The sequence below is a fragment of the Microbacterium mangrovi genome (assembly GCF_000802305.1).
Classification (GTDB): domain Bacteria; phylum Actinomycetota; class Actinomycetes; order Actinomycetales; family Microbacteriaceae; genus Microbacterium; species Microbacterium mangrovi.
On the sequence record NZ_JTDK01000008.1, the window covers coordinates 121,511 to 141,954 of the forward strand.

General features: G+C 68.6%; 20 protein-coding genes and 2 tRNA genes. 8 read left to right on the forward strand and 14 right to left on the reverse strand.

All coding sequences use genetic code 11. From position 1 onward, the window contains the following. Position 1: 1 nt before the first annotated feature. Genes LK09_RS10070 through LK09_RS10080 form a run of 3 tightly spaced genes read right to left on the reverse strand, consistent with a single transcriptional unit; the run spans position 2 to position 1,919 of the window. Positions 2-487, reverse strand: coding sequence for an HtaA domain-containing protein (locus tag LK09_RS10070; protein WP_039398836.1), 486 nt, complete (start codon positions 485-487; stop codon positions 2-4). Between the two features lie 2 nt (positions 488-489). Beyond that, the gene (locus LK09_RS21455) at positions 490-1,113 is read right to left on the reverse strand and encodes a carboxymuconolactone decarboxylase family protein (RefSeq protein WP_052226648.1); all 624 of its coding nucleotides are present in this window, start codon (positions 1,111-1,113) and stop codon (positions 490-492) included. 14 nt (positions 1,114-1,127) lie between these two features. After that, positions 1,128-1,919, reverse strand: a complete 792-nt coding sequence (locus tag LK09_RS10080) for an SDR family NAD(P)-dependent oxidoreductase (protein ID WP_197061018.1) — start codon at positions 1,917-1,919, stop codon at positions 1,128-1,130. Positions 1,920-2,043: 124 nt separating this feature from the next. On the opposite strand from LK09_RS10080, the gene LK09_RS10085 reads away from it, so the two are divergent. From LK09_RS10085 to LK09_RS10100, 4 genes are all read left to right on the forward strand, one after another. After that, positions 2,044-2,892: an IclR family transcriptional regulator gene (locus LK09_RS10085; protein WP_197061019.1), complete on the forward strand. Its 849-nt coding sequence runs from the start codon at positions 2,044-2,046 to the stop codon at positions 2,890-2,892. A gap of 198 nt (positions 2,893-3,090) precedes the next feature. Next, the gene (locus tag LK09_RS10090; protein ID WP_039398840.1) at positions 3,091-4,353 is read left to right on the forward strand and encodes an NAD(P)/FAD-dependent oxidoreductase; all 1,263 of its coding nucleotides are present in this window, start codon (positions 3,091-3,093) and stop codon (positions 4,351-4,353) included. A 3-nt stretch (positions 4,354-4,356) separates the two neighbouring features. Then, positions 4,357-5,709 (forward strand): FAD-dependent oxidoreductase, encoded by a 1,353-nt coding sequence (locus LK09_RS10095; protein ID WP_039398841.1) that lies wholly within the window; start codon positions 4,357-4,359, stop codon positions 5,707-5,709. Then, entirely contained in the window at positions 5,702-6,853 is a 1,152-nt protein-coding gene (locus LK09_RS10100) for a P-loop NTPase (protein WP_039398843.1), read from the forward strand. The genes LK09_RS10095 and LK09_RS10100 overlap by 8 nt, the downstream gene beginning before the upstream one ends. 186 nt (positions 6,854-7,039) lie before the next feature. Here the strand turns inward: LK09_RS10100 and LK09_RS10105 are convergent, their stop codons facing one another. From LK09_RS10105 to fdxA, 8 genes are all read right to left on the reverse strand, one after another. After that, entirely contained in the window at positions 7,040-8,266 is a 1,227-nt protein-coding gene (locus LK09_RS10105; protein ID WP_039398845.1) for a CaiB/BaiF CoA transferase family protein, read from the reverse strand. After that, entirely contained in the window at positions 8,263-9,414 is a 1,152-nt protein-coding gene (locus LK09_RS10110) for a thiolase family protein (RefSeq protein ID WP_039398847.1), read from the reverse strand. Before LK09_RS10110 ends, LK09_RS10105 begins: the two co-directional genes overlap by 4 nt. Continuing rightward, positions 9,411-9,818, reverse strand: a complete 408-nt coding sequence (locus tag LK09_RS20750; protein ID WP_052226649.1) for a Zn-ribbon domain-containing OB-fold protein — start codon at positions 9,816-9,818, stop codon at positions 9,411-9,413. The genes LK09_RS10110 and LK09_RS20750 overlap by 4 nt, the downstream gene beginning before the upstream one ends. Next, positions 9,815-10,027 (reverse strand): ferredoxin, encoded by a 213-nt coding sequence (locus tag LK09_RS10120; protein WP_039398850.1) that lies wholly within the window; start codon positions 10,025-10,027, stop codon positions 9,815-9,817. The genes LK09_RS20750 and LK09_RS10120 overlap by 4 nt, the downstream gene beginning before the upstream one ends. Then, entirely contained in the window at positions 10,024-11,334 is a 1,311-nt protein-coding gene (locus LK09_RS10125) for a cytochrome P450 (protein WP_039398852.1), read from the reverse strand. Before LK09_RS10125 ends, LK09_RS10120 begins: the two co-directional genes overlap by 4 nt. A 37-nt stretch (positions 11,335-11,371) precedes the next feature. Then, positions 11,372-12,865, reverse strand: a complete 1,494-nt coding sequence (locus LK09_RS10130) for an aldehyde dehydrogenase (RefSeq protein ID WP_039398853.1) — start codon at positions 12,863-12,865, stop codon at positions 11,372-11,374. A 38-nt stretch (positions 12,866-12,903) separates the two neighbouring features. Next, entirely contained in the window at positions 12,904-13,779 is an 876-nt protein-coding gene (locus tag LK09_RS10135; RefSeq protein WP_039398855.1) for an SDR family oxidoreductase, read from the reverse strand. Between the two features lie 211 nt (positions 13,780-13,990). Further along, the gene (gene fdxA, locus LK09_RS10140) at positions 13,991-14,305 is read right to left on the reverse strand and encodes a ferredoxin (protein WP_039398857.1); all 315 of its coding nucleotides are present in this window, start codon (positions 14,303-14,305) and stop codon (positions 13,991-13,993) included. A gap of 153 nt (positions 14,306-14,458) precedes the next feature. Between fdxA and LK09_RS10145 the strand changes: the two genes are divergently transcribed. The 4 genes from LK09_RS10145 to LK09_RS10160 all read left to right on the forward strand — a co-directional run bounded on the left by LK09_RS10145 (position 14,459) and on the right by LK09_RS10160 (position 18,436). Beyond that, positions 14,459-15,628 carry a cytochrome P450 gene (locus LK09_RS10145; protein WP_039398859.1) on the forward strand — a complete coding sequence of 390 codons (1,170 nt, stop codon included), beginning with the start codon at positions 14,459-14,461 and terminating at the stop codon, positions 15,626-15,628. 2 nt (positions 15,629-15,630) lie between these two features. Next, positions 15,631-15,831, forward strand: coding sequence for a ferredoxin (locus tag LK09_RS10150; protein ID WP_039398860.1), 201 nt, complete (start codon positions 15,631-15,633; stop codon positions 15,829-15,831). A 25-nt stretch (positions 15,832-15,856) separates the two neighbouring features. Beyond that, positions 15,857-16,861 carry a cyclase family protein gene (locus LK09_RS20755; protein WP_052226650.1) on the forward strand — a complete coding sequence of 335 codons (1,005 nt, stop codon included), beginning with the start codon at positions 15,857-15,859 and terminating at the stop codon, positions 16,859-16,861. An 81-nt stretch (positions 16,862-16,942) separates the two neighbouring features. Then, the gene (locus LK09_RS10160) at positions 16,943-18,436 is read left to right on the forward strand and encodes an MFS transporter (RefSeq protein ID WP_156138720.1); all 1,494 of its coding nucleotides are present in this window, start codon (positions 16,943-16,945) and stop codon (positions 18,434-18,436) included. Between the two features lie 316 nt (positions 18,437-18,752). Here the strand turns inward: LK09_RS10160 and LK09_RS10165 are convergent. From LK09_RS10165 to LK09_RS10175, 3 genes are all read right to left on the reverse strand, one after another. Further along, positions 18,753-18,841, reverse strand: a tRNA-Ser gene (locus LK09_RS10165). An 86-nt stretch (positions 18,842-18,927) separates the two neighbouring features. After that, on the reverse strand, positions 18,928-20,157 hold the full coding sequence (locus LK09_RS10170) for an LCP family protein (protein WP_039398977.1): 1,230 nt from the start codon (positions 20,155-20,157) through the stop codon (positions 18,928-18,930). Between the two features lie 148 nt (positions 20,158-20,305). Continuing rightward, positions 20,306-20,393, reverse strand: a tRNA-Ser gene (locus LK09_RS10175). Between the last annotated feature and the right edge of the window lie 51 nt (positions 20,394-20,444).

The following is a 20,444-nucleotide window of genomic DNA, read 5'->3' on the forward strand; positions in this document are numbered from 1 at the left end:
CTTAAGAATCTAGCGCGAACTCGATCCCGATCGGTGCCATCTCGGTGCCGGCGGCGTAGACCGAGCCGAACATCTCCACCGCATTGCCCGCCAGCGCGGCCTCGACGTCGCTCCACTGCAGCCGACCGTCAGCGCCCAGCGGCTCGGCGGGCGACAGGGCCACGAGGGGCAGGAGGGCGTCGGGGGCGCCGGCGACATGGGTCGCCAGCACCCCGCCCTCGGGTCCGATCGCGACCTCCGGGTCCTGGATGAGGATGTCGAGGTGCCCGTGGTGCGCCCTGAGGCGGACAGATCCGGCGAACGAGAGCCGCCAGTCCGCCCCCTCTTGCACGGCCCGCGTCAAGGGGAAGCGGAAGGTCCCGCCCTCGCCCTCCTGCGCTCCCCCCGAGACCTCGGACGTGCCGCGCGCGATGCGCGTCACGTACGAGAGGAGGGAGTCGCGGATGGCCCACTGCAGTGCGCCCGCCTCAGTGCCGCTCGTCGACATGATCAGCGACCCGAGTCGGGGCGGTGCTCCGGCGGGAAGCCGGTCATGCCGTCCTCGAGCTGAAGGCCGAGGTTGCGGAACGCCACGCAGTGCATGTCGTACGTGCCGACCGTGAAGACGAAGTCGATCAGCTGCTGCCGCTCGAACTGCGCCTCGATCTCGGCCCAGACCGCATCCGACACGAGTCGGTCGCCGGTGAGCATCTCGTCGATGGCGCGCACGACGGCCGCGTCGGCCGCCGACCACTCGGAAGCGTCGGGTCCGACCTGCAGCGCGGCGACCTCGGCCTCGGTCAGGGCACCGCTGGCCGTGCTCATCCACACGTGCTGCGCCCACTCGTACTCGCCGTATCCCAGCCACGTGGTCCGGAGGATCGCGATCTCGCGGTGCCGGTCGGACAGGGTGGAGTAGCGCAGGTGATTGGAGAACGGCATCCATCCGCGGATGAACGCGGGATGCCACGCGTAGATCCCGAGGATGTTGGCCGTCGGCCGCGCGGTCGCGTTGCCGGCGGCGCCTCCCGGAGCGTGCGCGCGCAGCGCGGCGAACGCCTCGTCGACCTCGTCGGTCCAGTCCTCGGTGGGCCGGGGCGGAACGCGGACGGCAGTGGTGGTGATCTCGGTCATGTCGTGCTCCTTCGTCAGCCGATGAACGATCCGCCGTTGACGCTGATCGTCTGTCCGGTGACGAACGACGTCTCGTCGGCGGCGAGGTACGAGACGGCGCCGGCGATGTCGGCGCCGCGACCGGTGCGACCCACCGGGATGTACTTGGCCATGTCCTCGGCCGACGGGATCTTGCCCTCGGCGCGCTTCTTCTCGACGCTCGGTGTGTCGATCGACGAGGGGACGACCGTGTTCACGGTGATGCCGGTGCGGGCGAACTCGACGGCGAGCGCCTTCGTCAACGCCAGCTGCCCGCCCTTGGAGGCGGCGTAGTGCGCCATGTTCGGGGCACCGCGCTGCGCACTCGACGACGAGATGAGGATGACGCGCCCCCAGCCCTGCTCGATGAGGTCGGGCAGCGCCGACTGCACGGTGTTGAACGTGCCGGTGAGGTTGATCTCGAGGATCATGTTCCACTCGTCGAGCGTCATGTCCAGGAACGCGCGCTGCGGCGCCATGGCGGCGTTCGCGACGATCACGCCGACCGGACCGAAGTCCTCGCGGATCTCGGCCATCGCGGCATCCACCTGGGCGCGGTCGGAGACGTCGGCGTCGTAACCGCGCGCGACCCCTCCGTCGGCGACGATGCTGTTCGCTGCCAGGGCGGCCGTGCCGGGGGTGCGGCCGATGATGCCGACGGCGAATCCGTCGCGGGCCAGTCGCTGCGCGATCGCGAGGCCGATGCCGGCCGCGCCTCCCGTGACGACCGCGACGCGGCGGGTGGTGAAGCCCTCTGAGGGTGGTGTGATGGTCTGCGTCATCGACATGGGCGGGCGCGTCCTCTCCATTGAAGCCCCGAGCGGGGTAGTGTTCTTTCTAACAAAACAGATGTTCTGTTGAATGACTCACACAGCTTCGCTTGCATCGGGCACGATTGTCAAGCCATTGTTGGTGGGTATCCAGACTGACGACGGGTGGGCGATGAGCATGGTGATGGACGCGAACGAGACCGACGCTTCGGATGCCGTCCGGCGTCGGCAGCCGCTCGCGCGTGGAATCGAGCTGCTCACGCACATGGTGGAGAGCCCGCAGGATGCCCACGGCGTGCGCGAGCTGGCGGGCGTCCTCGACGTGAGCCCCAGCACGGCGCACCGCCTCATCACCGACCTCGAGAAGATCGGCATGGTGCGCCGCACCGAAAACGGCACGTCGTACCGGCTGGGCCTCGACTTCCTCCGCCTGGCCTGGCTCGCCTCCAGCCGCTACCCGATGCACGACATCTCCGAGAACCTGCTGCGCGACCTCGTCGCGCGCACCGGCGAATCCGCCTTCTCGTGCCTCTACAACGAGCAGCGCCGCAGCATGATGTTCACGATGTCCGTGGAGTCCTCGCATCCCCTGCAGTACGCCCTGCCGCTGCAGAAATGGCTTCCGCTGCACGGCGGCGCCAGCGGACTGGCGATCTTCGCGGAGCTTCCGGATGCCCGGCGCGAGGCGCTCGCGCACAGCGGCCTGGAGCCCATCACGGTCAATACCGTGACCGATCCGGACGCCGTGCTCGCCCGCCTCACCGACATCCACGCCGCGGGGTACGCCATCACCCACGGCGAGCGCATCGAGGGGGCGGTCGCGATCGCAGCCCCCACCTTCGGCCCGGCCGGCGAGGTCGTCGGCTCCGTGGGCCTGTCGATTCCCGAGGCGCGCTTCGACGAGGCGCGCACCGCGGCGTTCGCCGAGGCCGTGCGGACGACCGCCGCACAGTTCACCGCCCGCATCCAGGGCAGCAACCGCAGCAGCTAGACACCTCGACCTCCTCTGGACACCGCTCGGCAGATCGCCGGGCGGTGTCTTTCGTGGTCCCCGGATGCCGGTCGGTCGCCCCTGTCACCGATGCCCTGTTGACAGTCGCTCTATCGCGCCCGATACTTGGATTGTTGCGTTATACCGATCACGTGTTCCATACAACGCCGATGGACACGAGCGTAAGGACTGAGATCAATGAACGATTCCGGCACCTCCCGACACGTCGTCGTCGTCGGCGCCTCCCTGGCGGGCACTCGCACCGTGCAGAACCTGCGGTCCCTCGGCTTCGCCGGCACGATCACGCTGATCGGCGCGGAGGACGAACTGCCGTACGACCGGCCACCCCTGTCGAAGGACCTGCTGCGGTCCGACTGGAGCACCGACGCCGTCGAGGCGAATCGGCTCCTCTCGCGCGACGAACTGGAGGCGCTCGACCTCGATCTGCGACTGGGCGTCGCCGCGACCGCCCTCGACACCGACGCACGCCGCGTGTCACTCGCAGACGGCACCGCAGTCGCCTACGACGTGCTCGTGATCGCGACCGGCGCAGCGGCCCGCCCCTCCCCGTGGCGGCCGGCATCCGGCGTGCTGCAGCTGCGCACCCTTGCCGAATCGCGTGCGATCGCGGAGCGCCTCGCGCTCGGGGAACCGGTCGTCGTGGTCGGCGGTGGCTTCATCGGTACGGAGATCGCCGCGGCGGCCGTCGATTTCGGCTGCGAGGTCACGGTCGTTGACCCGGTGGCCGAGCCCATGACGCGAATCGTCGGACCGCACATCGCATCGAGCCTTGTCGACCTGCACGAGCAGCGCGGTGCCACCACCCGCTTCGGCGTCGGGGTCACGGACATCCGGGGCGAGGCCGGAGCCCTGACCGTGGTCCTCTCCGACGGCTCCGAGCTCGCGGCATCCACCGCGGTCGTCGGTATCGGCTCCATCCCGTCGACCGAATGGCTCGCCGGCTCCGGCTTGACCCTCGAGAACGGTGTGGGAACGGACGCGTACCTTCGAGCCCGCGGCGCCTCAGACGTCTACGCGATCGGCGACGTCGCCAGGTGGCCGCACCCTGAGCGGGGAATGGACGTCCGCGCCGAGCACTGGACGAACGCCAGCGACCAGGCGCGCTACGTCGCCGCCGCGATCACGCACAGCGCGAGCGCCCCCTTCGAGTCCTCGGAGTACGTGTGGTCGGACCAGTACGACTGGAAGATCCACACGGTGGGATTCCGCACCCCCGACGGCGAGTCGATCGTCGTCGGCGACCTCGATGCCGACGGACGGGTGGCCGTGATTCACGCCGACGGTGATGGCAACGCCTGCGGCGCCGTCACGGTGAACTGGATCCGGGCGCTCAACCAGATCCGTCGCCTGCTGGCATCCGGCGGCACCGCACAGTCCATCGCGGACCAGCTGCAGGCACCCGCTGCAGTCGTGGCCGCTCCCGCACGCAAGGAAGCCTGAACCATGTCCGCCATTCGTGTCGCCGTCATCGGGTCCGGCCCCTCGGGGGCCTACACGGCCCAGCTCCTCACCGAAGAGTCCGATCTCCCCATCGAGGTCGACATCTTCGACCGCCTGCCCACCCCGTTCGGCCTCGTCCGGTACGGAGTGGCTCCCGACCACCCGCGCATCAAGTCGATCATCGCTTCCTTCACCGAGGTTTTCGAGGCGACGGAAGCAATCCGATTCCTCGGCAACGTGCAGATCGGCACCGACATCACCGTCGACGAGCTGCGCGCCCACTACGACGCCGTCGTCTTCGCCCACGGTGCCCCCCTCGACCGGCGGCTCGGCATCCCGGGCGAGGACCTCGCCGGGGTGCACCCGGTGCGCGAGTTCGTGTCGTGGTACCAGGGACACCCCGACCACGCGGTCGACGCCTTCCACCTCGCCGGCAGCCGAAGGGCTGTGATCATCGGCGTCGGCAACGTGGCCCTGGATGCCGCACGGATGCTCGTGCGCACCACCGAGGAGCTGCGCGAGACCGACATCCCCGAGCACATCGTCGAGGCCTTCGCCGCGAGCACGATCGACGACATCGTCGTCGTTGGCCGCCGTGGCCCCGCTTTCGCCAAGTTCACCAACAAGGAGTTCCTGGAACTCCTCGAGGTCGAGTCCACCGACGTCCTGGTTGACCCGGCCGACCTCGAACTCGACGCTGTCCAGCAGGCTCACCTCGACGCGAACCCCGCCGCGCGTCGCCTGATGGCGACGTTCCAGAAGGCAGCAGAGCGCGGATCCCTGGGTCGAAACAAGACGATCCGGTTCGTGTTCGACCGAACCCCTGTCGAGCTGCTCGGCGACCGAGCCGTGACCGGCATCCGGCTCACCGGCACCACCGACCCCTCCGAGACCGAGACGCTCGATGCCGACCTTGTGCTGCGCTCGGTCGGCTACCTGGGGAACCCACTGGACGGGCTTCCTTTCGACACCCGCACCGGCACCGTCCCGCACCGCGACTCGCGAGTACTCGACGGCGATGACGAGCTTGGCGGAGTGTACGTTGCAGGATGGATCAAGCGCGGACCCAACGGCGTCGTCGGGACGAACCGGCTCTGTGCTCTCGAAACGGTGACGTCGCTGCTGCAGGACCTCGCCTCCCGCGGAGAGACCGCACCGGCGCCGACCGCAGAGGTCGTCGACGCCCTGCTGCGCGATCGCGACGTCCACGTCGTCGACTGGGACGCTTGGCGGGCCATCGAGGCCGCCGAGATCGCCGCCGGCGAGGACATCGGACGCACCCGCATCAAGCTCCACCTGCGCGACGACATGCTCGCTGCTGCAATGGCCGCCGAGTCGGTCGCGGCGAATGTCTGACGAGGCCCCGGTCACGCGCGCCGTCCGCGAGGCGGTCGGCGCGGTGACCGACCCGGAGCTGCGCCGTTCCCTCGGAGAGCTCGGGATGATCCGCGACGTCCGCGTCGACGAGGGCGTCGCGATGGTGGGGATCCTCCTCACCATCGCCGGATGCCCGATGGCGAAGCGCATCGAACAGGATGTGCGTGACGCGGCCGCCGGCGTGCACAGCATCCGAGAGGTGCAGGTCGACGTCGGCGTGATGAACGACGAAGAACGCGAGGAACTCACAACCCGCCTACGGGGCGGCCGGGTGAAGCCGGCCAACCGCTTTGCCGGGAACACGCTGACACGCGTGATCGCCGTCACCAGTGGGAAGGGCGGCGTCGGAAAGTCCACCGTCACGGCGAACCTCGCGGTCGCCCTCGCCGCCCGCGGCCTGGCCGTCGGCCTCCTCGACGCCGACGTGCACGGCTTCTCGATCCCCGGCCTCCTCGGGCTCCTCGACGAACACGGGCGCGCCGTGCGGCCCACGCGGGTCGACGACCTCGTCCTGCCGCCCGTCGCGCACGACGTCAAGGTGATCTCCATCGGCATGTTCATGCGCCCCGGCGCGGAGGATGCAGCGGTGTCGTGGCGCGGTCCGATGCTGCACAAGACGATCGAGCAGTTCCTTGCCGACGTCTACTTCGGAGACCTCGACGTCCTGCTCATCGACATGCCCCCAGGCACCGGTGACGCGGCGATCTCGATCGGGCATCTGCTGCCGCAGGCGGAGGTGCTGGTCGTGACGACTCCCCAGTCTGCCGCTTCGGATGTCGCTGTGCGCAGTGGCATTCTGGCGCGCCAGCTCGGCCAACGTGTGATCGGTGTCGTCGAGACGATGGGGCCGGGGTTCCTCGCCGACGGCGTGCCGTTCGAACCGTTCGGATCCGGAGGTGGCGCCGCGGTGGCGGCGCGTCTGAGTGTGCTGGGCGATGCGGTCCCGATCACCGTCTCGATCCCCTTCAGCAGCGCTGTGCGGGTCGGCGGGGACTCAGGGATGCCGATCTGCTCGGCCGACCGGGACGATGTCGCGGCTCTCGCCTTCGAAGAGCTCGCCACTGCCCTCTTTGTGCGAGGCACAAGTCTGGCAGGTCGCAGTCTCCCTCTGGCTATTCACTGACTTGAGTTGAACCCCCGTCCCGGGGGTACCGGATCAACCAGCCGGTACCCCCGCGATTGCGCTGCAGACCGCTCCGATCGGGAGCTGGCGTGCGCGTCTATGGGTGCGAAGCACGAGCCTCGCAGGTGGGCTTCTTGCACTTGGCTATTCGCTAGCCGAGTGCAACCCCGGCCACGGGGCACCGGCTCAATGAACCGGTGCCGCGACGGCGCCGCCGACCACTCCGCTTTCGACGAGCTCGGCCACGTGCTCCCAAGGCAGGCCGAGCTCGTCGACGAGCAACCCGACGGTGTCCGCGCCCAGCCGCGGAGGATACGTCGGGTCGACGCCGGCGGTTCCGACGAATCGGATCGGGGTGGCGACGTTCTCGAAGCTGGCCGTGGCGCCCCGCACGGTGACGAGCGATCCGTCATCGGCGCGGCGGGCGTCATCGAGTGCCTCGAGGACGTTCTTGACCGGCGCGACGGGAACGGATGCCGCCGCCAGCAGGTCGACCCATTCGGCTGCCGGCCGGGTCGCGACGCGCGCTTCGAGGATCTCCCAGAGAGCCTCCTTGTTGCGCAGGCGCGCGGCCGCATCCACGAAGCGCGCGTCTCCGACCAGTTCCGGCACGCCAAGGACAGCGCACAGCTGCTCCCACATCCGCGGGGTGTTCGCCGTCACGACGAACTCGCGCCCGTCGCCCCCGCGGAACGAGCGGTAGGTGGCGATCGAGTCGTGCGCCGCCCCCTGCGGGCCGGGCGGGGTGCCCTGCACCATCGTGTAAAGCGCCTGATACGACAGCATCGCAAGCTGACCCCGCAGCATCGACACGTCGATGATCCGACCCTCGCCGGTCTGCGCCCGCGCGTTCAGTGCGGCGAGGATGCCGATCACGGCATACAGTCCCGCGACGACGTCTCCCGCAGGGATGCCGAGGCGTGCTGCCGGAGCACCGGGGTGCCCGTTGAGGCTCATCACCCCGCTGAGGGCCTGCACGACCATGTCGTATGCCGGACGATCACGAAGCTCGCCCTCCTGCCCGAAGCCGCTGATCGACGCCCACACCAGGGAGGGGTTCTCAGCCATCATCCGCTCGGGCGGGATGCCGAGGCGCTCGGTGACGCCCGGTCGATAGTTCTCGACGACGACGTCCGCGGTGGCGATGAGCCGGGTCGCGATGTCGCGCCCCTGCGGCGTCTTCAGGTCGAGGGCGATCGACCGCTTGCCGCGGTTGTTTGCCAGGAAGTAGGCGCTGTCGCCGTCGATCTCGGGGCCGGCGATGTCTCGGCTGGAATCGCCGGCGAGCGCCTCGATCTTGATGACGTCGGCCCCGAGGTCGGCGAGCAGCTGCGTGGCGGACGGTCCGGAGAGGAACGTCGTCAGGTCGATGACCCGCACGCCCTCGAGCGGGGGCCGCAGCGGGGCGTTCATGCCGCCTCGAAGAGGTGCACGGTGCACGCGCCGTGGTCGAGACCCGCGGTGCCGCCGCCCGTCACGTGGGTCATGGCCCAGCGGGCGTCGTCGATCTGCCTGTCGCCGGCCACGCCGGTCAGCTGCCAGAACGCCTCGGCGATCTGGGCCACGCCGCTCGCGCCCACCGGGTGCCCCTTGGCGAGCAGGCCCCCGCTGGGGTTGACGACGACGTCGCCGCCGAAAGTGGTGCGTCCGTCGCGGATCAGGTCGATGCCCCGGCCGTGCTCGGCCAGTCCGAAGGTCTCGTAGTAGACGAGCTCGGCGATCGAGAACGCGTCGTGCAGCTCGATCATGTCGAGGTCCTTCGGCCCGATGCCGGCGATCTCGTATGCGTCTCGCGCCGAGTGGGCGCTGATCTCGGGGCTGGTCATGTCGCGGTAGCCCTCGGCCACTTGGCCGGAGTGCAGCACGGAAGCGGCCACCCGCATCCCGCGGGCGCCGATGCGGGCACGCGCACGCTCTGATGCGAGCACCACGACCGCCGCGCCGTCGCCCGTGGGGCAGCACATAAGCAGGGTGAGCGGGTCGGCGACCGGACGCGCGTTCAGCACCTCGTCGACCGTGACCTCCTGCCGGAACTGCGCGTAGGGGTTCAGCGCACCGTGCCGGCGGGCCTTCACGCTGACGAGCGCCAGGTCCTCCGGGGTGGCTTCCGTCTCGTAGAGGTAGCGGGTCGCCCGCATCGCGTAGACGGCGGGCATCACGATGCCCTGCTTGACCTCGCGGTCCTCGGGTGAAAGGGGAAGCATCCCGCCGCCGAACTGCGTCAGCTTCTCGACGCCGATCACGACGGCGACGTCGATGAACCCCTGCGAGATCGCCTGCCACGCCTCGTGCACGGCGGTCGCCCCGCTCGAGCACGCGTTGTCGACGTTCACAGTCGGGACCGTGCCGAGGCCGATCTCCTTGCAGATGCGCTGGCCGGTCATCATGCCGCCGTACGAGTGCCCGACCCAGACCGCGTCGACGTCGGACTTGTCGATTCCGGCGCCGCGGAGCGCCTCGATGAGAGGCGGCACGGCCAGGCCGACATAGGACGACGAGCGGTGCTTGCCGAACGGGATCATCGCGGCCGAGACCACGTAGACGTCATCGGTCACGGTCATGCCCCTTCTTCGAGAACGGATTCGGATGCCTCGGCGAACCACCACTGGTCGCCGTCGACGTGGAGCTCCACGCGGATGCCGGGCCGCAGCGGGCCGGCATCCTCCCGGAGGTCCGCCAGCGTGCGCACGTCGTCGTCGAGGTCGACGTACCCGAGCGGACGCACCGAGTCGCGGGCGTGCAGCCGGGTGAACGAGTACAGCTCCCCCGTGCGGGGCAGCGCGATCCGCGTCACGTCGGTGCCCATGCACGAACTGCACACGGTGCGCGTGCCGATCATCGTGCGCGCGCACGCGTCGCAGAGCGTGCCGACGAGGCGCGGGCCCTCGGGGAACTCGCCCAGCAGCCCGTCGGACTCCAGGTCCGCGATGGGCTGCGGGACGGCGGTGGTCACGACCGTGCTCACTCGGCACCTCCCTGCCCGGCGAGCGCGCGGGCGATCGATCGGGTCGGGCAGACGTCGATGGCCATCTGGATCTTGCCGGCGTCGTCTCCGTCCTCGTCGGTCACGATGGCGATGCTGAGGTCGTCGAGGTCGAACGTATTGGGCGCGTAGAACGTGCACTGCCCCGAGCCCATGCACCGATCGCGGTCGATCGTCAGGTGCTCGCTCATGACGTCGGCTCCGCCTCGTCGAACTGCAGGTACAGGTGGGTGTGCCCGCGGAACTTGTAGCTGCGGATGAGGTCCCACTCACGAGCGTCGGCCGGGCCGTGGTGTCCGTCGTCGATGCGGATGCTCGACGTGCGCTCCAGCATCCGCTGGATGGTGAACACCGCCTCGGCGCGGGCGAGCGGCGCACCGGGGCAGGTGTGGATGCCGCGCCCGAAGGCGAGGTGCTGACGCGCGTTCGGGCGGGTCTCGTCGAACTTCGCCGGGTCGTCGAAGACGCGGGCATCCCGACCGGCTGCGCCGTGCAGGAGCATCAGGACCGTGCCCGGCGCCAGGTCGAATCCGCCGAGCTCGGTCGGGCGCTTGACGAGCCGGAACGAGCCCTTGATGGGCGCCTCGACGCGCAGCGTCTCCTCGATGAACTTCGGGATCAGCGAGAATTCGTTGCGCAGCCGCTCCTGGAGTTCTGCGTCGTCGGCGATGCGCTGCATGGTGATGCCCATGAGCTGGACGGTGGTCTCCTGACCGGCCGCGAACAGGTTCGACGCGATGCGGGCGACCTCGATGGGCTCGGGCAGCGACCCGTCCGGGAAGGTCGACAGCGCCATCCCGGTGAGCACGTCCTCCTGCGGGTTCGCGCGACGCTCGACGATCTTCTCCGAGAAGTAGTCGTAGAGGCGCTCGATGCCGGCGTGGTGGTTCGCCTGCAGCTCGAGGTTGCCGAGCACCGGACCTGGCTGGGTCGCCAGCAGCTCGAGGAGCATGCCGTGGTCGGAGACCGGGACGCCGAGCAGATCGGCGACGGCGAGGATCGTGTACCCCTTGCAGTAGTCCCAGATGAACTCGCACTCACCCTTGGGAAGGATCTCATCGAGAAAATGGTCGGCGGTGTCCTTGAGGAACTGCTCGTTCTCCTTGAGGCGCTTCGGGGTGATCAGGCCCATCAGGATGGCCCGGTGGTCGGTGTGCACCGGCGGGTCGAAGGTCACGATCTGGTCGTTCTGGGGGAAGAACGAGCGGTGCTGCTCGAGGAGGTCGGAGATGTCGTCTCCGACGACCTCGAACGGGAGGTCTACGACCGGCCCGCCGGTGCGGTTGATCGACGAGTAGACGTCGGGCTGGTGGTAGACCTGCAGCGCCTCCTCGTACCCGGTGACAATCACGACGCCGTACTTCGGCTCGCGGAAGACCGGGTGGTTGGCGATCATATGGTCGAACCACGGTTCGGCCTTCGCCGCGACGTCCGGGTCGGTGAAGAAGTCGACGTCGGCGGGGTTGATCTCGGCGATGCTTGTCTCGACGGTGCTCATCAGTGTCTTCTCTCTGTGCGGGCCGGTCGGGGGCCGGTCACTGGAACCGCGTGGGCGTGCCGTCGAGCAGCACGGTCTTGGACTCGAGGTACGGGAAGACGCCCTGAGCGCCACCTTCCCGGCCAACGCCGGACTGCTTGAAGCCGCCGAAGCCCATCCGGGTGTCGGTCTTGAACCCGTTATGGCCGACGGTGCCGGAGCGGAGGCGGCGCGCCACCTGGTAGGCGCGGTCGACGTCGTTCGTGAACACGGCGTTGTTCAGGCCGTAGACGGTGTCGTTGGCGAGCTCGATCGCGTGCTCTTCGTTGTCGGCGGGGATGACCGACAGCACGGGGCCGAAGAGCTCCTCCTGGGCGATGGTCGACCGGTTGTCGACGTTCGCGAACACGGTCGGCTCGACGAAGAACCCGCGATCGAGGTGAGCGGGCCGGTGACCGCCCGCGACGAGACGTGCACCTTCGGCGACCCCCTTCTCGATGTACCCGAGCACGCTGTTCTGCTGCTTGGCGAGCGCGAGCGGGCCGATCTGGGTCTCCGGGTCGAACGGGTCGCCGACGCGGACCGAACCGAACGTGCTCGCCAGCGCGTCGACGAGTTCGTCGTGACGGTGGCGGGAGACGATGACGCGCGTCAGCGACATGCAGACCTGCCCGTTGATGGAGCATTCCTGCTGCGAGATCGCGGCGGCTGCCGCGGCGAGGTCGTAGTCGTCGAGCACGACCGCGGCGGACTTGCCGCCGAGCTCGAGCGTGTAGCGGGCCAGACGCTCACCGCACGCGGCGGCGATCTGGCGGCCGACGGCGCTGGATCCGGTGAAGGCGATCTTGTCGACGCGCGGGTCGCGCACGAGCTGGTCCGACACGACGCGGTGGCCGTTGACCACGTTCAGGACGCCGGCGGGCAGGCCGATCTCCTCGGCGATCTCCGCGAGGATCCAGAGTTCGCCCGGTGCCTCCGGCGGAGCCTTCAGGACCACGGTGCATCCGGCGAGCAGCGCCGGCGCGATCTTGTACGCGGCCAGCGACAGCGGGGTGTTCCACGGCACGATGGCGCCCACGACGCCGACGGGCTCGTTCACGACCGCGCCGAAGGCGGCGAACTCGGGGTTGTCGAGGGTGACCCACGGGTAGCTGTCGGCGAGGTCGGCGTAGTAGTCGAACAGCGCGGGGACGCGGGCGATGGAGTGCTTCGCGATGCCGAACGTGACGCCGGTCTGGCGCGTCCAGTAGGTGCCGGCCTCTTCGGCGCGCTCGCGGAGGCGCGCAGCGATCTTCCGCAGGTACTCGCCGCGCTGGTGCGGCTCGAGGAACGGCCACGGGGAGTCGTCGAACGCCCGCCGGGCTGCGGCGATCGCGCGGTCCATGTCGGACGGGGTCGTCTCGGCGATGCGGTAGAACGTCTCTTCCGTCGTGGAGTCCGTGACCCCGAGGGACGTGCCGCCGGCGGGCGCCACCCACTGGCCGTCGATGAAGAGGCGATCGGTGTGCTTCAGGGTGATCTCGGTGTCGCGGATCGTCAGGAGGTTCGTCATCTCTGTCTTCTCACTTCGTCGTGTTGTCCGGGGGGGACTCAGGCGGCCTGGCGCGACATGACGCCGCGCAGGGTCCAGGTCAGGCGATCGGGCTGCAGGCCGGCGATCTGGAGCGCGTTCATCCCGTAGTCGACCGAGATGTGGGCGCCGGAGACGTAGCTGGCGAGGTCGCTGCCGAGGAAGGCGAGCACCTTGGCCATCTCGATCGACTCGGCGAGGCGTCCGCCCGGGCCGACCTCGGCCTCGACGGCGGCCTGGCCGCCCTTCATCTCGGCGAACTCCGGCAGCATCCCGGACACGGTCATCGCGGGGAGGACGGCGTTGATCCGGATGCCGGAACGCTCGGCGAGCGGGGTGACCTGCTCGGCGACCCAGAGGTTGAGGAGTCGCTTGGACAGGATGTAACCGAGCGACCCGGGGATCTCGCCGAAGGGCTTCTCGTACTCCTGCGCGATCCGGACCTCGTCGTCCCAGTCGCCGCCGCGGACGAACGGCACGAGTTCGTCACGCACGTCCGGCGTCTCCCAGCGGAGTCCGCCGTTGGAGGTCACGAACGAGACCGAGCCGTGGGTCGTGACGCGGTGGGCCAGGTAGGCGTCCGTCATGTACTTGTTCGCGATGAAGTTGACGGTGAGCGTCTCGAGGAACGAGTTGTGCACGCCGGAGATGCCGGCGACGCCGAAGAACGCGTCGATGGAGAGCGGGATCGCGGTGAACGCCTCGTCGATCGACTCCTTCGAGCCCAGGTCGACGACGATCGCCTTCGTCACGCCGTCGACGGGTGCGGTGACGCGGTCGAGCGCGTACACGTCCGCCCCCAGGTCCACCAGCATCTCGGTGAGCGCGCGGCCCATCCCCGATGCCGCACCGGTCACGACGACGGTCTTGTCCGCGTAGCCGAAGTAGTCCTTCACTGATGACTCCCTTGCCTCAGATAATGTTCCGTAGTTCCGAACGAGTGATCGGTCTAACGAAACGCCGAGACAACTATCTCAAGGACGCGCGACTCTGTCAATCCCGGGAAACTTTCAAGCACTGATGATGCGAACTTGCCGAAACCGCCGCACGGACGACAACGGGGTGCGGGTCGATCAACGACCCGCACCCCGTGCGATCCGGCGCGACTCAGGCGGCGGGCAACTCCGCCACGAACGTCGCGTCGTGACCGAGGTTCCCCATCTTGCGGCCACCCGCCGAGACGTCGATCCCCTCGAAGAACTGCTCGTTGACGGCGATGAACTTCTCGTCCTCGCCATCCAGATCCCCGTCGTAGTGGATCGCCTGGGTCGGGCAGGCCGCCTCGCAGGCCCCGCAGTCGATGCACAGGTCCTGGTTGATGTACATCATCCGCTCGCCTTCGAACAGGCAGTCGGCCGGGCACACCTGGATGCAGCTGCGGTCTTTCACGTCCACGCATGCCTGCGTCACAACGAAAGCCATTTCTCTTCCTCTCTTCACGTCCTCGTGTCGGCGAGGGCCGTCTGGACTCTTGGCACTCAACGTGAGTACACTGACGACACTTCTAAGCGTTGGTTCTCAAATCTACCACCAGCGAAGCAAAGTGGCCAAGGCTGTTCACGACAGGAGAGACCCATGACGACAGCGACCTTCTCGACCCAGCGCGTCGATCCCTATTCCCCGCCCGCCGAGCATCTGCGGCTCCAGCAGGAGGATCCGATCAGCCGCGTGCCCTGGCGGACGGGCGGCGACATCTGGGCGATCACGCGTCACGCCGACGTCCGCACGGTGCTCGGCGACACCCGGTTCAGCTCCGACCGCTCCCTCCCGGGACACCCCACGAACGCCGGGTACACGTCGGCGGCGCACCTCAAGAACCTCATCGAGATGGACCCGCCGGACCACACGCAGCAGCGCGTCCGCGTCATGGGCGAGTTCACCGTCAAGAAGATCGGCGCCATGCGCCCGCGCGTCCAGGAGATCGTCGAGGAGACGCTCGACGAGATGCTCGCATCCGGCAATTCGGCCGACCTCGTGACTGCGCTCTCGCTGCCCGTCCCCTCGGTCGTGATCGCCGAGCTCCTCGGCGTGCCGCTCGAGGACCACTCGGTGTTCCAGGAGAACAGCGCCAAGTTCACCGAAGCGGACTCGCCGATGGAAGCCCGAATGGAGGCGATGGATGCCCTCAAGACGTACATCGCCGGCCTCGTCGCCGCTCGCGCAGATCAGCCGGGCGACGACCTCCTCAGCCGCCAGCTCGCCGCCGGCGCCTCCCCCGAGGAGCTCACCGGACTCGGCTTCCTGCTGCTCATTGCCGGCCACGAGACGACCGCGAACATGATCTCGCTCAGCATCGCGACGCTGCTCGACCGCCCCGACCTGCTGCAGCAGCTGCGCGACGACCCGCCGCTCCTGCCCGGAGCAGTGGAGGAGCTGCTGCGGTACTTCACGATCGCCGAAGTGGGCGGTCTGCGCCTGGCGACGGCCGACATCGAGGTCGCCGGGGTCACGATCCCCGCCGGCGACGCCGTCTTCGCGCTCGCCAACACCGCCAACCGCGACCCCGAGGTGTTCCCGGACCCGCACACGATCGACTTCCACCGCGGCGCGCGCAACCATCTCGCGTTCGGATTCGGGCCGCACCAGTGCCTCGGCCAGAACCTTGCACGCCTCGAGCTCGAGGTCGTTCTCGAAGCCGTCATCCGGCGCCTCCCAACCCTCCGCCTGGCCGTTCCTTTCGAAGAGATCTCCTTCAAGGAGTTCGGCCCCAACTACGGCGTGTACTCGCTTCCGGTGGAGTGGTGACCATGGAGATCCGAGCCAACCGCGCCACCTGCATCGGGTCCGGCCAGTGCGTTTTCACCGACCCGGACGCCTTCGACCAGGACGACGACGGCATCGTCGCGCTGCTGCGCACCGCCCCCGGCTCCCCCGAGGAGCTCGCCCGCGCTCGGGAGGCGGTCAACGTCTGCCCGAGCCGCTCCCTGTCACTGGTCGACCCCGCGTGACCTCGCCCGAAAGGAACTCAGACCGATGACCATCGAACAAACCATCACTCCCGCGACCGAGACGGATCCCCTCGAGCCCTGGCTGCGGACCATCGCGACTGCCCACGAAGACAAGCGCCACGTCGCCGGCGTCCAGTGCCGCGGATCGGTCGCGCTCATCGACTCGGCAGCCCGCCTGCGGGGCGTCGCCGCGGTGCACCTCGGACGCGCCGTCTCGCTCGAGAAGGAGGTCGAGACCCGCCCCGACCGGCTCGCCGACGGGCGCGCCATCGCCGAGGCCGAGAAAGCCCAGTGGCAGCGGCTCGGGATGTCGGACCTGCCCGACGGCCACGGCTCCGTGAACCTCGAGGTCACGGTCGGCATCCACGGGCAGCACGCGCACGGCGGCGACGTCATCACGTACGACGCGCACGGCGTGCACAACACGCACCTCGACGGCCTCGCCCACATCGGTGCGAACGCCTCGTGGCACGGACCCATCCCGGCCGAGGCATCCCGCACCGACGAGGACACCATGGTGAACTGGGCCCAGCACGGCATCGCCACCCGCGCCGTCGTGCTCGACATCCCTGCCGTGCGGGGCGTCGACTGGGTCGTCGCCGGCGAACCCGTCACCGCGGCCGAGCTGGATGCCGCCCTCGCGGCGACCGGGGTCGACCTGATCCCCGGTGACGCGCTGGTGATCTACCAGGGCCGCGACCGCTACGAGGCGGCGGGGAACATCTACCCCAGTGGCGCTGCGGCGGTCACGCGGCCGGGAGTCGGCGCCGAGGGCGCCGCGTGGATCGCGGCGAAGGAGCCCGGGCTGGTGCTCTGGGATTTCCACGACGCCCGCAACAACGAGCGCGGCTCACTCGAGGTGCACAGCCTCATCTACGCGATCGGCCTCTGCCTCGTCGACAACTGCCTCCTCGGCCCGGCCGTCGCTCGGCTGAAAGAGGCCGACGTCTCGACCGGCTTCCTCGTCGCCGCACCGACGGCCATCCATCGTTCGACCGGCGTGCTGATCAACCCGCTCCTGCTGTACTGAGGCCGCAGTGGCGAGGGGCGCCGTCGTACCGTCATCGATCTCGACCGGCTCTTCCCGGCGCCGGAATGCGGAAGGACCAGCATGACCGTCAAACCACTCACAACCCCGCGCCACTCGGCTGCCCGCCAGCGACTCATTATCGCGGTGCTGGCATTCGCCGGAATGGGGACGTCGTTCATGCAGACGGTCCTGGTCCCGATCCAGGGCGAACTGCCGGCTCTTCTACACGCGAGCCAGCCCACAACTTCGTGGGCGATCACGGCCACACTGCTGACCGCTGCGGTCTTCACGCCGATCTCGGGGCGACTAGGGGACATGTACGGCAAGAAGCGAATCGCCCTCATCCTTCTCGGCGTTCTGTTCGGCGCGTCGGTGGTCGCGATCTTCGCCCAGCACGTCGCTCTCCTGATCATCGCGCGGACTCTTCAGGGAGTCGGGATGGGAGTCATCCCCCTCGGCATCGCCTTGCTCCGCGACGAGGTGGACCCCCGCCGACTCGGCTCATCCATCGCATTGGTGAGCGCAACTCTCGGTGTCGGTGGAGCGATCGGACTGCCCGTCAGCGCCATCATCACCGAGCACCTCGATTGGCACATCCTCTTTGTTCTCGCCGCATTGATCGCCCTCGTCGCGTTCATCCTCGTCGCTCTCGTCGTGCCGCCGGGCCGTCCGGGAAGCGGTGGCCGCGTCGACCTGCTCGGCGCAATCGGTCTCGCCGTCGGCCTGCTCTCGCTTCTCCTGGCGATCTCGCAGGGGTCGGTGTGGGGCTGGACCTCGCCCCTGACCCTGGCATGCGTGATCGGTGGGGTATGCGTGCTGCTCGTGTGGGGCGTGTTCGAACTTCGAGCCAAAGACCCCCTCGTCGATCTGCGGGTTGCAGCGAGGCGGCCGGTTCTGCTGACGAACATCGGATCGATCGCGCTGGGTTTCGCGCTGTTCTCGGCGAGCATCGCGTTCCCGCGACTGCTCACGTTGCCACCGTCGGAAGGCGGCATGGGGCTCGACCTCTTGGCGGCGAGCATCGTCCTGATGCCGTCGGGCCTCGCAATGCTCGCAATGTCCCCCGTTGCGGGCATCGTCGAACGCCGGGTCGGACCGAAGCCGCTCTTCATCGTCGGCGCTGTGATCATCGCCGTCTCATATCTGCTCGCCGTGGTTCTCCACCTCAACGCATGGACGATCCTTGCCATCAACGGCGTCATCGGTATCGGGATCGGGCTGGGCTACGCGGCGATGCCGACCCTCATCATGCAGTCAGTCCCCGTCCGGGAGTCTGGCGCTGCCAACGGTCTCAACGCTCTGATGCGCTCTCTCGGGACGAGCATCGCTGCCGCTGCTATCGCCGCCGTCATCGCTCAGGGTGAGAGTTCGACGGCGCCGGCCGCGCAGGGCTTCACGATCGCGTTCCTGCTGGGCGCCGGGGCCGCGGCTCTCTGCGCGCTCATCGCACTGTTCATTCCACGTGCGCGCTACCCTCGCGATGCGGTTGTCGATGATCGCGGATCAACTGGTCTCGGCCAGCAGCACGCTCGCCCGCGCCCGTCCACAGCCGTCCCGCAGGAGGTCATTCGCTAAGCGAGGTCGACCGGATCCTCCAGAGCTCGGCCTCCGCCGATTGCTTTCGCGACGCGCCTCCCGCGAGTGGGCAGTGCGGCAGAGACTGCCTTCGATGTCGGCTCCGCGGGCGCGGGAGACGGAGGGTGCAATTCCCCCCGTCCCCTGACGGCAGCGCCATGATGCTGACTCACCGCAGCACCAAGAACGCATTATGCGCAGTTCATCGATCAGCGCTCAACACATTGCGCAACCCAGCAACGCGGAGCCAGAGACGACTCTTCCAGAATTCTTCCAACGCCCCGCGAAAAAGGGGCTCTGACCAGGATTTTTTCTGCGGAGACGGAGGGATTTGAACCCTCGGTCCCCTTGCGAGGACTCCACCTTAGCAGGGTGGTGCACTAGGCCTGACTATGCGACGTCTCCTCGCGCCCGAAGGCGCGAATCACCATACTACCTGGTCGAGAGGGATGCCCCGAACCACCGGCATCCCGCCCCGGAATCCCGCCGAATCACCGGCCGTTCCCGTTCGAACAGGTGCTGTCGGCGGCGGTCGTTCCCGCGATGGAACCCGGAAGCTCGACGACCGAACCGGGGCTCGGAGTCGCCGACGCTCCACCCGACGGACTCGGCGACGCACTCGGCACCGGCGCCGGCACCACGCCGTATCCGGGACTGTCCGTCCGGGAGATCTTCACCTGCAGGTTCTGCGCGAGGGCGGCCATCAACACGTTCGCGGCATCCGTATTCGGCAGCACGCGGTTGTGGTTCTGCGGGTCGTCCACCGTCGGATACTGCACCATCACGAACTGATCGAACGGCACCGACTTCGCCGCCAGCGCGATGCGCACGAGCGTCGCCGGATCGGTGAGCGAGGTGCTGGGCGTGACGTTCTGCAGGGCGACACCGGCCAGCCGTGCGAGCTCGACGGGGTTGCTGAGCACTCCCCCGTCGACCAGCTTGTGGACGAGCCGGGTCATGTACTGCTGCTGGTTCGAGATGCGCGCGAGGTCGCTGCCGGCGAGCAGGCCGTGCCGCGTGCGCAGGAACTGCAGCGCCGTCAGTCCCTTGACCGTGTGCATCCCCGGCGACAGGTGCAGGTGCGTGTACGGGTCGTCGATCCCGTTCGCGACGCATACCGTCACCCCGCCGATTGCGTCGGTGATCGCGATGACGCCGCCGAAGGTGAGGGATGCCGCATAGGGGATGTCGATGCCGGTCAGAGTCGATATCGTCTTCGCCACGCACGACAGCCCGCCGGAGGAGTAGGTGGCGTTCAGCATGGATGCCGCGGTGGCCGGCGCCGTGCTGCCGTCAGGCCGGCGACATGACGGCGTCGGGATGATCAGGTCCCGCGGAAAGGAGATGACCGTCACCCGCCGCGGGTTGTCCGAGATGTGCAGCAGCACGTTGACGTCGTTGTTCGCCGACGTGAAGCTGGCTCCCGGCCCGGTGCACCGGCCGCCGAGCTCCTTCGCATACGACGCCTCGCAGATGTCGGTGCCCACCAGCAGCACGTCGATGCTGCCCGGCAGCGCCGTGGAGACCGGCGTCGGCGACCCGCTCGCGCTCGGCATCGGCTGGGGCGCGAACGTCGGCTGCTCCAGCACGACCGCGCGCTGCTGGTACGACGCCGCGGCATCGTGCACGACGAGCGCTCCGAGCCCCACGGCCGCCGCGAACACGACGACGACCGACACCAGCACGATCTTCAGCGCACTCTTCGTGCGGTGATGGCTCACCCAGACCATCCCATGGCCAAACGGTACAACCGGCCGTGCCGTTTCAGCGATCAGGATGCCGCGGCACGCCGCGTTTCGTCTCGGGCGCGCTCGCTACGTTTCGTCTCGGGCGCGCAAGCGCGTCCTCGCTCAACGACCGGTGGTGACATGGCGGAGGGTGTGGGATTCGAACCCACGGGACATTGCTGCCCACTGGTTTTCAAGACCAGGTCCATCGGCCGCTCGGACAACCCTCCCGATCGGATGCCGCAGCATCCGCCGATCGGTCGAGTCTATCCGACCCGCCG

Coding starts and splice junctions, on each gene's coding strand:
- LK09_RS10070 (WP_039398836.1), bottom strand. CDS start 487: ATGTCGACGAGCGGCACTGAGGCGGGCGCACTGCAGTGGGCCATCCGC.
- LK09_RS21455 (WP_052226648.1), bottom strand. CDS start 1,113: ATGACCGAGATCACCACCACTGCCGTCCGCGTTCCGCCCCGGCCCACC.
- LK09_RS10080 (WP_197061018.1), bottom strand. CDS start 1,919: ATGTCGATGACGCAGACCATCACACCACCCTCAGAGGGCTTCACCACC.
- LK09_RS10090 (WP_039398840.1), top strand. CDS start 3,091: ATGAACGATTCCGGCACCTCCCGACACGTCGTCGTCGTCGGCGCCTCC.
- LK09_RS10095 (WP_039398841.1), top strand. CDS start 4,357: ATGTCCGCCATTCGTGTCGCCGTCATCGGGTCCGGCCCCTCGGGGGCC.
- LK09_RS10100 (WP_039398843.1), top strand. CDS start 5,702: ATGTCTGACGAGGCCCCGGTCACGCGCGCCGTCCGCGAGGCGGTCGGC.
- LK09_RS10105 (WP_039398845.1), bottom strand. CDS start 8,266: ATGAACGCCCCGCTGCGGCCCCCGCTCGAGGGCGTGCGGGTCATCGAC.
- LK09_RS10110 (WP_039398847.1), bottom strand. CDS start 9,414: ATGACCGTGACCGATGACGTCTACGTGGTCTCGGCCGCGATGATCCCG.
- LK09_RS10120 (WP_039398850.1), bottom strand. CDS start 10,027: ATGAGCGAGCACCTGACGATCGACCGCGATCGGTGCATGGGCTCGGGG.
- LK09_RS10125 (WP_039398852.1), bottom strand. CDS start 11,334: ATGAGCACCGTCGAGACAAGCATCGCCGAGATCAACCCCGCCGACGTC.
- LK09_RS10130 (WP_039398853.1), bottom strand. CDS start 12,865: ATGACGAACCTCCTGACGATCCGCGACACCGAGATCACCCTGAAGCAC.
- fdxA (WP_039398857.1), bottom strand. CDS start 14,305: ATGGCTTTCGTTGTGACGCAGGCATGCGTGGACGTGAAAGACCGCAGC.
- LK09_RS10145 (WP_039398859.1), top strand. CDS start 14,459: ATGACGACAGCGACCTTCTCGACCCAGCGCGTCGATCCCTATTCCCCG.
- LK09_RS10150 (WP_039398860.1), top strand. CDS start 15,631: ATGGAGATCCGAGCCAACCGCGCCACCTGCATCGGGTCCGGCCAGTGC.
- LK09_RS20755 (WP_052226650.1), top strand. CDS start 15,857: ATGACCATCGAACAAACCATCACTCCCGCGACCGAGACGGATCCCCTC.
- LK09_RS10160 (WP_156138720.1), top strand. CDS start 16,943: ATGACCGTCAAACCACTCACAACCCCGCGCCACTCGGCTGCCCGCCAG.